Raw genomic sequence first — 13,756 nt, forward strand, 5'->3', positions numbered from 1 at the left:
TCCTTGTTTTTCTATACCATTTTCCTCCTGATCTTAATCACGGAATGAATCGATCGTGATCGGAATTACACTTTTGATAATAAGACGCAGAAAAAGTGAAACGATGTTTTATTTGTAATTGAAAACGGATCCCCGGAAGACTATCATGGGCGCATAACGTAAAACGGAACAGCGTTTCGCTCTCCGTTGAGGGATTCCCGCTCAGTACATCACTGGAGGTAAATGTGGACGTAAGACAAAGTATTCACAGCGCGCACGCCAAAACACTGGATACCCAGGGGCTACGCAAGGAGTTTTTGGTTGAGAAAGTGTTCGTGGCTGACGAATACACGATGGTTTACAGCCACATTGACCGCATCATCGTCGGTGGAATTATGCCGGTGGCAAAAACGGTCTCCGTTGGCGGTGAAGTCGGTAAACAGCTTGGCGTAACCTATTTTCTGGAACGTCGAGAACTGGGTGTGATCAACATCGGCGGCGCGGGCACTATCACCGTCGACGGTCAATGCTATGAGATCGGCCACCGCGATGCGCTGTATGTTGGCAAAGGGGCGAAAGAAGTGGTTTTCGCCAGCGTCGATAGCGCAACGCCAGCCAAGTTCTATTATAACTGCGCACCGGCGCATACCACGTATCCCACCAAAAAAGTGACGCCTGCTGATGTTGCGCCTGTGACATTAGGTGACAATCTCACCAGCAACCGCCGCACCATCAATAAATATTTCGTGCCGGATGTACTGGAAACCTGCCAACTGAGTATGGGCCTTACCGAACTGGCACCGGGCAACCTGTGGAACACCATGCCGTGCCACACCCATGAACGCCGTATGGAAGTGTACTTCTATTTCAATATGGAAGAAGACACTTGTGTCTTCCATATGATGGGGCAGCCTCAGGAAACGCGTCATATCGTTATGCATAACGAGCAGGCCGTCATTTCGCCAAGCTGGTCGATCCATTCCGGGGTGGGCACTAAAGCCTATACCTTCATCTGGGGCATGGTCGGTGAAAACCAGGTCTTTGATGATATGGACCACGTTGCGGTGAAAGATCTGCGTTAGTCGCGGGCGCTCATAACGCCTGTCCGTGACAGGTATGAAAAACTAAGGATTTACAATGATTTTGAATGCATTCTCTCTCGAAGGTAAAGTCGCTGTCGTGACCGGTTGTGATACCGGTCTGGGCCAGGGCATGGCGCTCGGTCTGGCGGAAGCGGGCTGTGATATCGTCGGGATTAACATCGTTGAACCGACCGAAACCATCGAGCGTGTGACCGCTCTGGGCCGTCGTTTTTTGAGTCTGACCGCCGATCTGCGTCAGATCGACGGGATCCCGGCACTGCTGGAGCGTGCGGTTGCTGAGTTCGGCCATATCGATATTCTGGTCAACAACGCGGGTCTGATCCGCCGCGAAGACGCGATCAATTTCAGCGAAAAAGACTGGGATGACGTGATGAACCTGAACATCAAGAGCGTGTTCTTTATGTCTCAGGCGGCGGCCAAACACTTCATCGCACAGGGTAACGGCGGCAAAATCATCAATATCGCCTCCATGCTCTCCTTCCAGGGCGGTATCCGCGTCCCGTCTTACACGGCTTCCAAAAGTGGCGTAATGGGGGTGACCCGTCTGATGGCGAATGAGTGGGCGAAGCACAACATCAACGTCAACGCGATTGCACCGGGTTACATGGCGACCAACAATACCCAGCAACTGCGCGCCGATGAGCAGCGTAGCGCTGAAATCCTCGACCGTATCCCGGCAGGACGTTGGGGTCTGCCGAGCGATCTGATGGGGCCGGTGGTCTTCCTGGCCTCCAGCGCATCTGATTATATCAACGGCTATACCGTGGCGGTTGACGGTGGTTGGCTGGCACGTTAATTCGCGCCCGCTTGCTGACAAAACCCTGCCTTCGCGCAGGGTTTTTTTATTGCTGAAATCAGGCGTTGAGAAAATCTTCGCGAACCGGCGTAAAGGTATCCAGCAGTGTTCCCGGCTTCAGGCAGACACAGCCGTGAACGATATTTGGCTGCTTATACAACGTATCCCCCGCGCGTACCACCTGCTTCTCGTCACCGATAGTAAATTCAAATTCACCGGATAACACGTAGGTCAGTTGTTCATGTGGATGGTGATGCAGCGGGCCAATCGCCCCTTGCTCAAAGTTAACCTCGACAGCCATCAGTTTGCCGTTATGCGCGAGGATACGGCGAGTGACGCCATTACCCAGATCGTCAAGCGTCGTCTCGTTATGGAAAACAAACATGTGGGATCCTATTGTTTGAAACAATGTTTCATTAAAGCTAACTCAGGTGCGTGGCAAAGAAAATGGGAGATCAAATGAACTGGAAACTTGATCACAAGTTTGCTTCACTGCTGTAAATCACTGATGAAGGAGCAGGTAATGAAGACGATCGGCTTGTTGGGTGGGATGAGTTGGGAATCGACCATCCCGTACTACCGGTTAATTAACGAAGGGATCAAACAACAACTGGGTGGGCTTCATTCTGCGAGTCTGCTGTTGCACAGCGTTGACTTCCACGAGATCGAAGCGTGCCAGAGTCGCGGTGAGTGGGATAAAGCCGGAGACATTCTTGCGCAGGCCGCGATCGGGCTGCAGCAGGCGGGGGCGGAAGGGATCGTCTTATGTACCAACACGATGCACAAAGTGGCGGAGGCCATTGAATCGCGCTGCTCGCTGCCTTTTTTACACATTGCTGATGCGACCGGGCGCGTCATCTCCGCGCAGGGAATGCGCCGGGTTGCGCTGTTGGGAACGCGTTACACTATGGAGCAGGATTTTTATCGCGGCCGCCTGGAACAACAGTTTGCCATTGAGTGCCTGATACCCGATGCGGATGCGCGGGCGACGATCAACCAGGTCATCTTTGATGAGCTTTGCCTCGGACAGTTTACCGAAGCGTCACGTCAGTACTATGTGGAAGTGATTGAAGCCCTGGCGGCACAGGGGGCTGAGGGCGTCATTTTTGGCTGCACGGAGATTGGTCTGTTGGTGCCGGTGGAGCGTAGCCCGATCCCGGTGTTTGACACCGCCGCGATCCATGCCGCAGACGCCGTGACGTTTATGCTGTCGTAACCGGCCCGAGGATCTGCTCCAGCGCTGTCACCAGGAGGTGATGGCGGGTTTGCAGATGATGGCTGAAGGCCTCGACCAGCGCGGAGGCGGGTCGGTGAATGGGACGCACCAGGCTGACGGTAAACGGCACGGAAATACTGAAACGGCGCACTACTACGCCGCTCGCCGCATAATCCAGAGCGGTGAACGGGTTTACCACCGAAAGACCGGCTCCGGCGCGCACCATGGCGCACACTGACGCCGCGCTGTGAGTCTCCACCACCATCCGCCGTTTAACGTCGTGCTCATTAAACAGGGTGTCCAGCAGTTGCCGGTAACTGTCCGTGCGCGACAGGCTGATGTAGTTCTCCCCCTGAAAATCCTGCGGCGTTAATACTGACTTTTCCGCCAGCGGATGCCCCGGCGGCAGCACGCAGACTTCATCAAGCGAGAAGAGCTCCGTACGTTCAGTACCGGCAGGCGTGTGCAGTGTTTCCGTCAACCCCAGATCGTGGCGCTGGGCAGAAAGCCACTCTTCAAGCAGCGGTGACTCCTGCGGGACAATATTCAGGCTGACGTCCGGATAGCGGGCGAGAAACGGCTGAATCAACGTGGGCAGCAGCGACTGCGAAAAGACCGGCAGGCAGACTATCGACAGTTCCCCCTGGCGAAACTCCCGCAGGCTTTCCGCTGCGCTGACGATCCTGTCCAGCCCGTACCAGGATCGCTGGACTTCTTCGAACAGACGCAACCCCTGAACCGTCGGATGCAGGCGACCGCGCGTACGTTCGAACAACGTTAATCCCAGCACTTTTTCAAAGCGCGCCAGTTCACGGCTGACGGTGGGCTGTGACGTATGCAGCAACCGCGCGGCTTCGGTCAGGTTTCCGGCGGTCATGACCGCATGAAAGATTTCAATATGACGTAAGTTAACGGCAGCCATCATCACCTCGCAGGATTAAAACCATATCATTTTTGCATAGAGTCGGTATAAAACGATATTTTTTATTCTCTTCGTACTGTGGCGTAATCATAAAAAACGTCATGTCCGGAGCCTGTTATGCCTCATTCACTCTATTGCACCGATACCGATCTCACCGCAGAAAACCTGCTCAGGTTGCCAGCCGAATTTGGTTGCCCGGTCTGGGTTTACGACGCGCAGATCATCCGTCGTCAGATTGCGGCACTGCAACAGTTTGATGTGGTGCGCTTCGCGCAGAAGGCCTGTTCCAATATTCATATTCTGCGCTTAATGCGTGAACAGGGCGTTAAAGTGGATTCCGTATCGTTAGGCGAAATTGAGCGTGCGCTGGCGGCGGGATATGATCCGCAAACGCATCCGGATGACATCGTGTTTACTGCCGATGTGATTGATAACGCCACCCTGGCCCGCGTCAGCGAATTACGCATTCCGGTCAACGCCGGTTCCGTTGATATGCTTGATCAGCTTGGACAGGTCTCTCCGGGCCATCGCGTCTGGCTGCGCGTTAATCCGGGCTTTGGTCACGGCCACAGCCAGAAAACCAATACCGGCGGCGAAAACAGCAAACACGGTATCTGGCATACCGATTTGCCGCAGGCGCTGGCGGTGATGCAGCGCCATCAACTGAATCTGGTGGGTATCCACATGCATATAGGTTCAGGTGTTGACTATGGTCATCTGGAGCAAGTGTGCGGCGCGATGGTGCGTCAGGTGGTGGATTTCGGCCAGGATCTGGAGGCGATCTCCGCCGGCGGCGGTCTGTCGATCCCTTATCACGATGACGAAGAGGCGGTGGATACCCGGCATTACTTTGGTCTGTGGAATGCCGCGCGCGAGCAGATCGCCCGTCATCTGGGGCATCACGTAAAGCTGGAAATTGAGCCAGGACGTTTTCTCGTCGCTCAGTCAGGCGTGCTGGTCACTCAGGTACGCAGCGTGAAGCAGATGGGCAGTCGTCATTTTGTGCTGGTGGATGCGGGCTTTAACGATCTGATGCGCCCGGCAATGTATGGCAGTTATCACCATATTACCGCGCTGGCGGCGGATGGTCGTTCACTGGAGAACGCGCCGCGGGTCGACACGGTTGTCGCAGGACCGCTGTGTGAATCCGGCGACGTCTTTACCCAGCAGGAGGGCGGCAAGGTGGAAACCCGCGCGCTGCCAGCGGTGGTGCCGGGCGATTATCTGGTGTTGCATGATACCGGTGCCTACGGCGCCTCAATGTCGTCGAACTACAATAGCCGTCCGCTGCTGCCGGAAGTGTTATTTGACAACGGTCAGGCGCGACTGATTCGCCGTCGCCAGACCATTGAAGAGCTGTTGGCGCTGGAAGTGTTTTGATTTCTTGTCGGGCGGCGGCTTATCCGCGCTGCGGAGTTGCCGTCGTTAGTAGGCCTGATAAGCGAAGCGCCATCAGGCCTTGCGTTGCGCAGATAGCGTTACGATTTATGCCTTAAAATACGGCCCGGTGGTGACCGAATCACGCAACACCAGCGTGCCGGTAAAGGGCGGGATCGGTTCAACCTCTTCGCCATTGACCATACGGATCGCCTGGTCGATGGCTGTGGTGATCATTGTGTCGATGGGGAGATAAACCGTCGACAATCCCGGTTCAAGCCATTTTGCACTCGGCGCATCGTCAAACCCAAACAGCGAGACATCGTGCGGAATGTTAAGCCCGGCCTGGTGCAGGGCTTTCGACGCACCCAGCGCCATGTCGTCGTTACAGGCAAACAGGGCGCTGAACGTTACCCCTTCCTGCAACAGTTCATTACAGGCGTCATAGCCGCGCGTCATGCTGGAATCACCATATTTCACCTTCGCCGGATCCCAGTCGATACCGTTTTTTTCCAGTGCCTTGCGATAGCCCATCAGACGCGACTTCCCGGTCGGGGTGTGTCCAGGTACGGTAATACAGGCTATCTCGCGATGTCCTTGCGAAATCAGATAATCCACCGCCTGAAATGCCGCGTCTTCCTGTTCAAAAAAGATGGCGCGTTCGCGGGCCAGGCTGACATCGCGGTTAATGATAATCAACGGCATCGTGATCGAATCCGCCAGCGCGAGGATCGCTTTTTCGCTCATGTAACGGGTGTAGAGAATGATGGCGTCGCACTGTCGATCGGCCAGCATCTGCACCGCTTCTTGTTCGCGCTCCGGCGTATCGTGACCATCGGTCACAATCAACTGCTTGCCGTGAGATTCAGTCTGCCGCGAGGCCTGCTGTAGCAGGCGGCCAAAGTAGAAGCCATCAAAGGTCGACACAACCAGCCCAATGCTGTTGCTGGTTCGGTTCGCCAGCGAGCGGGCCAGAAAGTTCGGACGATAATCCAGCGCCTGCATCGCCTTAAACACTTTCTGACGCGTACTTTCTTTGACCTGACCGGTGCCGTTCAGCACACGAGAAACGGTGGCTTTCGAGACACCGGCACGACGGGAAACATCCAGCATTGTTATCATGACGCGATCCTGATTACTCGTTTGATGACGCATTGCCCGGCTCCGCTGGCGTCGTCACGGAATGGCGACGGACCAGGGTAGGGCTGAAAACATGGGTGACATCCGGCAGCGGGCGCTTTTCCGCCAGCGCGAGCGCCAGTTCTGCGGCCTGTGTCGCCATCGTCACGACAGGATAACGCACGGTAGTCAGGCGCGGACGAACGTAGCGCGAAACCAGCACGTCATCAAAGCCTATCAGCGAGATCTCTGCCGGGACGTCCACACCATTATCATTTAGCACGCCCATCGCGCCAGCGGCCATGGAGTCGTTATAACAGGCCACCGCGGTGAAGTTTCTGCCGCGGCCTAACAGTTCGGTCATCGCCTGCTCACCGCCGCTTTCGTCCGGTTCGCCAAACGTCACAAGGCGATCGTTGACCGGGAGATGGCTCTCTTCCAGAGCATCGTAATAGCCTTTGAGACGATCTTCCGCATCCGAAATAGAGTGATTCGAGCAAAGGTAGCCAATGCGCGTGTGGCCCTGTTGGATCAGATGACGGGTCGCCAGCCAGGCGCCGTAGCGGTCATCCAGCGCCACACAGCGCTGTTCGAAACCGGGCAGGATCCGGTTGATTAGCACCATGCCGGGCATTTGCTTCATTAATGATGCCAGGTCGGCATCCGGGATCATCTTGGCGTGAACGACGAGCGCCGCGCAGCGGTGACGAATAAGCTGCTCGATTGCCTGACGCTCTTTTTTTTCATTATGGTAGCCGTTGCCAATCAGTAAAAAATTGCCGGTGTTATAGGAGACCTGCTCGACGGCTTTCACCATCGCGCCGAAAAAAGGGTCAGAAACATCACCAACCACCAGACCAATCGTTTCGGTGGACTGCTGCGCGAGCGCGCGCGCATTCGCATTGGGATGGTAGCTGAGCGACTCCATCGCACTGGCCACCGCCAGGCGCGACGCCTCGCTGGCTTTGGGGGAATCATTGATGACGCGGGAAACGGTGGCGACTGATACACCAGCCAGTCGGGCTACATCCTTTATGGTCGCCATGACAGTACCTATTGTGGGTAAACGCTTACATTCTGTCAGTGTTACGGAAAACGGCTGCTGGTTCAAGCAGATTGCCTGTTGCGACGCGGCAAATGTGAGCAAAATCCTTGGAATTACGCCAAAAATCGAATGATGCAAACCATTAGTTACACTTTGCGAAGGGCTGTTGCGATTGTTCGCTGGCGACGCTTCCTGGCAGCTTGATAAAGTTGAGATCCCAGAGGTATTGATAGGTGAAGTCAACTTTCGGGTTGAGCACACGAATTACACCAACCTGCGCAGTCGCGCAGGTTTTTTTTTACTATTTCGGCAATCTGTAACAGTAAGCGAGAATTTACACAACTGGTTGCATTTCCCTTCATTCCTTTGCGTTTTCGCGCTGGCGAAGCGGTCATGCACAGACCACAATCAAGATCCCAGAGGTATTGATTGGTGAGATTATTCGGTACGCTCTTCGTACCCTGTCTCTTGCACCAACCTGCGCGGATGCGCAGGTTTTTTTTCGCCCCGAGTTTACTGTCGCTCCTGTTGCCTTGTTCGTGTAATCTGCCACCATTATTTTACCGAATCGTGCGCAAAGGGAGTTGAAATGTTATTTGGCTTTTTCCGTAACCTGTGCCGCGTGCTCTATCGGGTACGCATGACGGGGGATATGCAGGCGTTGCGGGGAGAACGCGTCTTAATCACCCCCAACCATGTCTCGTTTATCGACGGCATTCTGCTGGCGCTATTTCTACCGGTACGTCCGGTGTTTGCGGTTTACACCTCGATTAGTCAACAGTGGTACATGCGCTGGTTAACCTCGCTGATCGATTTTGTGCCGCTCGACCCAACGAAGCCGATGGCGATTAAACATCTGGTTCGACTGATTGAGCAGGGTCGCCCGGTGGTGATTTTCCCGGAGGGGCGCATTTCGGTGAGCGGCTCGCTGATGAAAATCTACGACGGCGCCGGATTTGTCGCCGCGAAATCTGGCGCGACGCTGGTACCGGTACGGATTGAAGGTGCAGAACTCACCCATTTCAGCCGCCTGAAAGGGCTGGTGAAACGCCGCTTCTTCCCGCGGATCCACCTGCATGTTTTACCACCAACCCATCTGCCTATGCCCGATGCGCCGCGCGCGCGCGATCGCCGTAAAATCGCCGGTGAAATGCTGCATCAGAAAATGATGGAAGCACGGATGGCGGTGCGTCCGCGCGAAACGCTGTATGAATCGCTGTTGGCGGCGATGTACCGTTATGGCGCGGGCAAGCACTGTATCGAAGACATCAACTTCAAGCCGGACAGCTACCGACAGTTGCTCACTAAGACGCTTTTTGTCGGGCGTATTCTGGAAAAATATAGCGCGGAAGGCGAAAAAATTGGCCTGATGCTGCCCAATGCTGCGATCAGCGCGGCGGTGATTTTCGGCGCGGTGTCTCGCCGTCGTATCCCGGCAATGATGAACTACACGGCGGGCGTCAAAGGGCTGACCAGCGCTATCACCGCTGCGGAAATCAAAACCATTTTTACCTCCCGCCAGTTCCTGGATAAAGGCAAACTCTGGCACCTGCCGGAGCAACTGGCGCAGGTTCGCTGGGTCTATCTGGAAGATCTCAAAGCCGATGTGACCACGGCGGACAAACTGTGGATCTTTGCGCACCTGCTGATGCCGCATCGGGCGCAGGTCAAGCAGCAGCCGGAAGAGGCGGCGGTGATCCTCTTTACCTCGGGTTCCGAAGGTCATCCCAAGGGGGTGGTGCATAGCCACAAAAGCCTGCTGGCTAACGTCGAGCAGATAAAAACTATTGCTGACTTCACCGCCAATGACCGTTTTATGTCGGCACTGCCGCTGTTTCACTCGTTCGGTCTGACGGTAGGGCTTTTTACGCCGCTGCTCACCGGCGCTGACGTGTTCCTCTATCCCAGCCCGCTGCATTACCGCATTGTGCCGGAACTGGTTTATGACCGGAACTGCACGGTGCTGTTCGGTACCTCCACGTTCCTCGGCAACTATGCGCGTTTTGCCAATCCGTATGATTTCTATCGTCTGCGCTATGTGGTGGCGGGAGCGGAGAAACTCCAGGAGAGTACAAAACAGCTCTGGCAGGATAAGTTTGGTCTGCGGATTCTCGAAGGCTATGGCGTAACGGAGTGTGCGCCCGTGGTTTCGATTAACGTCCCGATGGCGGCGAAGCCTGGTACCGTCGGGCGGATCCTGCCCGGCATGGACGCGCGTCTGCTGGCGATCCCGGGTATTGAAGAGGGCGGTCGTTTGCAGTTGAAAGGGCCAAACATCATGAACGGTTATCTGCGCGTGGAAAAACCGGGCGTACTGGAGGTGCCGGTGGCGGAAAACGCCGCCGGGGAACTGGAGCGCGGCTGGTATGACACCGGCGATATCGTGCGCTTTGATGAGCAAGGATTCGTGCAAATTCAGGGACGCGCCAAACGCTTTGCGAAAATTGCCGGTGAAATGGTCTCTCTGGAGATGGTTGAGCAACTGGCGCTCGGCGTGTCGCCGGAAAAAATGCACGCGACGGCGATCAAGAGCGATGTCAGCAAAGGCGAAGCGCTGGTGCTCTTTACCACCGATAGCGAGCTGACGCGTGATGTATTACAGCAGTATGCCCGTGCGCACGGCGTGCCAGAACTGGCGGTGCCGCGCGATATCCGTTACCTGAAGCAACTCCCGTTACTCGGCAGCGGTAAGCCGGATTTCGTGATGCTGAAAAGTTGGGTTGATGATCCGGAAAAACAAAATGCCTGAGTCAGTACATACCAATACCTCTGTCTGGTCGAAAGGAATGATGTCGGTTATCGCGGCGCAGTTTCTCTCTGCGTTTGGCGATAACGCCCTGTTGTTTGCCACGCTGGCGCTGCTGAAGGAACAGTTCTATCCGGACTGGAGTCAGCCGATTCTGCAAATGGTGTTTGTGGGCGCGTACATCCTGTTTGCGCCGTTTGTGGGGCAGATCGCTGACAGCTTTGCCAAAGGCCGGGTGATGATGTTCGCCAACGGCCTGAAACTGCTGGGGGCGGCAACGATCTGTTTTGGCTTCAATCCGTTTATCGGCTATACGCTGGTGGGGATTGGCGCGGCGGCTTACTCGCCGGCCAAATACGGCATTCTGGGGGAACTGACGACCGGCGATAAGCTGGTGAAAGCGAACGGCCTGATGGAAGCATCCACGATTGCGGCGATCCTGCTTGGCTCGGTGGCGGGCGGCGTGCTGGCCGACTGGCATGTTATTGCCGCGCTGGTTGTCTGTGCGCTGGCCTACGCCGGTGCGGTAGTGGCGAACCTGTCTATTCCCAAACTGGCTGCCGCTCGTCCTGGGCAGTCCTGGCATCTGATGAAAATGACTCGCAGTTTCTTCTGCGCCTGCGTTTCACTGTGGCGCAACGGCGAAACGCGTTTCTCGCTGGTGGGCACCAGTCTGTTCTGGGGGGCGGGAGTCACGCTGCGTTTTCTGCTGGTCCTGTGGGTACCGGTGGCGTTAGGCATTACCGATAACGCCACGCCAACCTACCTGAACGCGATGGTCGCGATTGGTATTGTGGCCGGGGCCGGAGCTGCTGCCAGACTGGTCACGCTGGATACCGTGGTGCGTTGTATGCCAGCAGGGATCCTGATTGGCGTCGTGGTGCTTATTTTTTCTCTGCAACACGCGCTGTTGCCTGCCTATGCGCTACTGATGCTGATCGGTGTGCTGGGCGGTTTCTTTGTCGTGCCGCTGAATGCGTTGTTGCAGGAGCGCGGTAAAAAGAGCGTCGGGGCGGGTAATGCGATCGCGGTACAGAACCTCGGTGAGAACAGCGCGATGCTGTTGATGCTGGGGCTCTACTCGCTGGCGGTGTGGGTAGGAATTCCGGTTGTCGCCGTGGGTATCGGTTTTGGCGGTCTGTTTGCGCTGGCAATAGCGGCGCTGTGGATCTGGCAGCGCCGCCAGGCATAATCAACGCGCCGGAATTCCTCCGGCGCGCTTCTGTTACGGTGCAGGATAGGTGTAAACCTGATGCACCGCTTCAATCTCTGCCAACACCTCTTCGCTTAATTCGAGATGCAGACTCTCGACGTTGGTTTTCAGCTGTTCCATGGTGGTGGCGCCCAGCAGTGTACTGGCAACAAACGGTTGACGACGAACGAATGCCAGCGCCATCTGCGCCGGATCAAGGTTATGCCGTCTGGCGATATCGACATACGCCGCCACGGCTTTTTGCGTCTGCTCGCCGCTGTAGCGGGTAAAGCGGCTAAACAGTGTATTGCGCGCACCGGCAGGTTTCGCGCCATTCAGGTATTTACCGGTCAGCGTGCCAAATCCCAGGCAGGAATAGGCCAGCAGTTCGACGCCTTCATACTGGCTCACTTCCGCCAGCCCCACTTCAAAGCTGCGGTTGACCAGGCTGTAAGGGTTCTGGATGGTGACAATGCGCGGCAGATCATGCTTATCCGCCAGATGCAGATAACGCATCACGCCAAAGGCCGTTTCATTCGAGACGCCAATGTAGCGGATTTTGCCCGCCCGCTGGAACTCGGCCAGCGCATCCAGCGTATCCAGTAGCGACACCACCGGCGCGGCGTCGCTCCAGCTATAGCCGAGTTTGCCAAAACAGTTGGTAGGGCGCTGCGGCCAGTGAACTTGGTAAAGGTCCAGATAATCGGTTTGCAGACGTTTCAGGCTGTCGTGCAGCGCTTCACGAATGTTTTTACGATCCAGTGCCTGATTCGGGCGAATACTGTTGTCATTATTGCGCGACGGGCCGCTCACTTTGGAGGCGACAATCAGCTTTTCTCGATTGCCATATTTGGCCAGCCAGTTTCCGACGTAAGTTTCGGTAAGCCCCTGGGTTTCCGGGCGTGGCGGGACCGGGTACATTTCGGCCACGTCGATCAGGTTAATGCCGTTGGCGACGGCATAGTTGAGCTGTGCATGTGCGTCGGCTTCGCTATTTTGTTCACCAAACGTCATTGTGCCCAGCCCCAGTGTACTGACTTCAAGCGAGCTGTGGGGTATACGGTGATATTGCATAGCCGTTTCCTTTTTATAATCACGACATAAGGATTATAAAAATGGCTGAGGGAAGGGAAAAAGGGAAGAAAAATTGTTAAGGCCAGCAGCGCGGCTGACCTCAATCTTCAACGTTCAATGATTTGAGAAACGTCGTCGCGGTTAATTTGCATGGCGTTGCCCTGCTGGTCGTGGTAGCTCACCAGACCGGTATCGTCATCAATCTCGGGTTTCCCGTCGGTCAGGATCATCCGACCATCTTTGGTCGCCATGACATAATCGCTGCTACAACCGGAAACAGCAAAAGCCAGTCCTACTGCGGAAATTATCACTGCCCATTTTTTCATCCATTTATCCTCACGTGGCCTGCGTCTGATAACAGTCTAGTAATAACCTGAAGTTGTGGGCAGGAAAAGCAGGAAAATCTTAATCTGAGAGGAGAAAAGGGGAGAGGTTCGCTCCCCGCAGGGAGCGAAAAGGACAATTACAGCGGGTTCTTTTTGTTTCGCAACAAGTTCAGGCTCTCAACCGCAATCGAGAAGAACATGGCGAAATAGATGTAACCCTTCGGCACGTGAACGTCGAAGCTTTCCAGGATCAGGGTGAAGCCCACCAGAATCAGAAACGACAGCGCCAGCATCTTCACGGACGGGTGCCTGTCGACAAACTCGCCTATAGGACGCGCCGCAAACATCATTACGCCAACGGCAATTACCACCGCCGCCATCATGATGAACAGATGATCGGACAAGCCAACCGCCGTGATCACCGAGTCCAGACTGAAGATAATGTCGAGCAGCATGATCTGCACGATGGCCCCCAGAAAGGAGCTGACGCGCATGTTCACCCCCTCTTCTTCACCTTCAATGGATTCGTGGATCTCCTTACTCGCTTTCCAGATCAGGAACAATCCGCCGAGCAGAAGGATCAGGTCGCGGGCGGAAATGGCTTCGCCAAACACCTCGAACAGCGGATTGGTCAGCCGGGTCACCCAGGCGATGGAGGCCAGCAGCGCCAGTCGCATGATCATCGCCGCTGCGAGACCGAGACGACGGGCGTGCGCGCGTTGCGCAGTCGGGAGTTTTGCAACCACCAGTGAGAGGAAAATAATATTATCGATCCCAAGCACGATCTCCAGCAGCGTCAGCGTACCGAGCGCAAGCCAGGCGTTAGGATCGGTTATCCATGCAAATAACATTGAGCAAAGT

At 55.5% G+C, this 13,756-nt stretch carries 13 protein-coding genes; 6 read left to right on the plus strand and 7 right to left on the minus strand.

From position 1 onward, the window contains the following. Positions 1–224 precede the first annotated feature (224 nt). The gene (gene kduI, locus AOY24_RS13960) at positions 225–1,061 is read left to right on the plus strand and encodes a 5-dehydro-4-deoxy-D-glucuronate isomerase (RefSeq protein WP_042288966.1); all 837 of its coding nucleotides are present in this window, start codon (positions 225–227) and stop codon (positions 1,059–1,061) included. Between the two features lie 55 nt (positions 1,062–1,116). After that, positions 1,117–1,878 carry a 2-dehydro-3-deoxy-D-gluconate 5-dehydrogenase KduD gene (kduD, locus tag AOY24_RS13965; RefSeq protein ID WP_042288962.1) on the plus strand — a complete coding sequence of 254 codons (762 nt, stop codon included), beginning with the start codon at positions 1,117–1,119 and terminating at the stop codon, positions 1,876–1,878. A 58-nt stretch (positions 1,879–1,936) separates the two neighbouring features. Here the strand turns inward: kduD and AOY24_RS13970 are convergent, their stop codons facing one another. After that, a complete protein-coding gene (locus AOY24_RS13970; RefSeq protein WP_042999460.1) occupies positions 1,937–2,263 on the minus strand; it encodes a cupin domain-containing protein in 327 nt (108 codons plus the stop codon). Between the two features lie 138 nt (positions 2,264–2,401). Between AOY24_RS13970 and AOY24_RS13975 the strand changes: the two genes are divergently transcribed. Then, entirely contained in the window at positions 2,402–3,094 is a 693-nt protein-coding gene (locus AOY24_RS13975) for an aspartate/glutamate racemase (RefSeq protein ID WP_044254171.1), read from the plus strand. Here the strand turns inward: AOY24_RS13975 and AOY24_RS13980 are convergent. Then, on the minus strand, positions 3,081–4,016 hold the full coding sequence (locus AOY24_RS13980) for a LysR family transcriptional regulator (RefSeq protein ID WP_042999462.1): 936 nt from the start codon (positions 4,014–4,016) through the stop codon (positions 3,081–3,083). The two genes, AOY24_RS13975 and AOY24_RS13980, sit on opposite strands and share 14 nt — an antisense overlap. Positions 4,017–4,133: 117 nt before the next feature. Here AOY24_RS13980 and lysA point away from each other — a divergent pair, with 117 nt between their 5' ends. Continuing rightward, complete coding sequence (lysA, locus tag AOY24_RS13985; RefSeq protein WP_054176839.1) at positions 4,134–5,396, plus strand: diaminopimelate decarboxylase; 1,263 nt, start codon at positions 4,134–4,136, stop codon at positions 5,394–5,396. A 105-nt stretch (positions 5,397–5,501) separates the two neighbouring features. Here lysA and AOY24_RS13990 read toward each other — a convergent pair whose 3' ends face one another. Beyond that, on the minus strand, positions 5,502–6,515 hold the full coding sequence (locus tag AOY24_RS13990; protein ID WP_054176872.1) for a LacI family DNA-binding transcriptional regulator: 1,014 nt from the start codon (positions 6,513–6,515) through the stop codon (positions 5,502–5,504). Positions 6,516–6,528: 13 nt separating this feature from the next. Continuing rightward, entirely contained in the window at positions 6,529–7,557 is a 1,029-nt protein-coding gene (galR, locus tag AOY24_RS13995; RefSeq protein WP_042999464.1) for an HTH-type transcriptional regulator GalR, read from the minus strand. A 589-nt stretch (positions 7,558–8,146) separates the two neighbouring features. Here galR and aas point away from each other — a divergent pair. Further along, positions 8,147–10,306, plus strand: a complete 2,160-nt coding sequence (gene aas, locus AOY24_RS14000) for a bifunctional acyl-ACP--phospholipid O-acyltransferase/long-chain-fatty-acid--ACP ligase (protein WP_054176840.1) — start codon at positions 8,147–8,149, stop codon at positions 10,304–10,306. Then, positions 10,299–11,495, plus strand: a complete 1,197-nt coding sequence (lplT, locus tag AOY24_RS14005; protein ID WP_044254177.1) for a lysophospholipid transporter LplT — start codon at positions 10,299–10,301, stop codon at positions 11,493–11,495. The genes aas and lplT overlap by 8 nt, the downstream gene beginning before the upstream one ends. A gap of 33 nt (positions 11,496–11,528) precedes the next feature. On the opposite strand, the gene AOY24_RS14010 is transcribed toward lplT, so the two are convergent. From AOY24_RS14010 to AOY24_RS14020, 3 genes are all read right to left on the minus strand, one after another. After that, positions 11,529–12,569 carry an NADP(H)-dependent aldo-keto reductase gene (locus tag AOY24_RS14010; protein ID WP_042999467.1) on the minus strand — a complete coding sequence of 347 codons (1,041 nt, stop codon included), beginning with the start codon at positions 12,567–12,569 and terminating at the stop codon, positions 11,529–11,531. 107 nt (positions 12,570–12,676) lie between these two features. After that, positions 12,677–12,895, minus strand: coding sequence for a lipoprotein YgdR (gene ygdR, locus AOY24_RS14015; protein WP_000758655.1), 219 nt, complete (start codon positions 12,893–12,895; stop codon positions 12,677–12,679). A 137-nt stretch (positions 12,896–13,032) separates the two neighbouring features. Continuing rightward, entirely contained in the window at positions 13,033–13,746 is a 714-nt protein-coding gene (locus AOY24_RS14020; RefSeq protein WP_042999468.1) for a TerC family protein, read from the minus strand. Positions 13,747–13,756: the final 10 nt, after the last annotated feature.

This window comes from Citrobacter sp. CtB7.12, from assembly GCF_001297795.1.
Taxonomy (GTDB): domain Bacteria; phylum Pseudomonadota; class Gammaproteobacteria; order Enterobacterales; family Enterobacteriaceae; genus Citrobacter_A; species Citrobacter_A amalonaticus.

What these genes read in the sequence shown, in the direction of transcription:
- kduD (WP_042288962.1), top strand. Translation starts at nt 1,117, where the DNA reads ATGATTTTGAATGCATTCTCTCTCGAAGGTAAAGTCGCTGTCGTGACC.
- AOY24_RS13970 (WP_042999460.1), bottom strand. Translation starts at nt 2,263, where the DNA reads ATGTTTGTTTTCCATAACGAGACGACGCTTGACGATCTGGGTAATGGC.
- AOY24_RS13975 (WP_044254171.1), top strand. Translation starts at nt 2,402, where the DNA reads ATGAAGACGATCGGCTTGTTGGGTGGGATGAGTTGGGAATCGACCATC.
- AOY24_RS13980 (WP_042999462.1), bottom strand. Translation starts at nt 4,016, where the DNA reads ATGGCTGCCGTTAACTTACGTCATATTGAAATCTTTCATGCGGTCATG.
- lysA (WP_054176839.1), top strand. Translation starts at nt 4,134, where the DNA reads ATGCCTCATTCACTCTATTGCACCGATACCGATCTCACCGCAGAAAAC.
- AOY24_RS13990 (WP_054176872.1), bottom strand. Translation starts at nt 6,515, where the DNA reads ATGATAACAATGCTGGATGTTTCCCGTCGTGCCGGTGTCTCGAAAGCC.
- galR (WP_042999464.1), bottom strand. Translation starts at nt 7,557, where the DNA reads ATGGCGACCATAAAGGATGTAGCCCGACTGGCTGGTGTATCAGTCGCC.
- aas (WP_054176840.1), top strand. Translation starts at nt 8,147, where the DNA reads ATGTTATTTGGCTTTTTCCGTAACCTGTGCCGCGTGCTCTATCGGGTA.
- lplT (WP_044254177.1), top strand. Translation starts at nt 10,299, where the DNA reads ATGCCTGAGTCAGTACATACCAATACCTCTGTCTGGTCGAAAGGAATG.
- AOY24_RS14010 (WP_042999467.1), bottom strand. Translation starts at nt 12,569, where the DNA reads ATGCAATATCACCGTATACCCCACAGCTCGCTTGAAGTCAGTACACTG.
- ygdR (WP_000758655.1), bottom strand. Translation starts at nt 12,895, where the DNA reads ATGAAAAAATGGGCAGTGATAATTTCCGCAGTAGGACTGGCTTTTGCT.
- AOY24_RS14020 (WP_042999468.1), bottom strand. Translation starts at nt 13,746, where the DNA reads ATGTTATTTGCATGGATAACCGATCCTAACGCCTGGCTTGCGCTCGGT.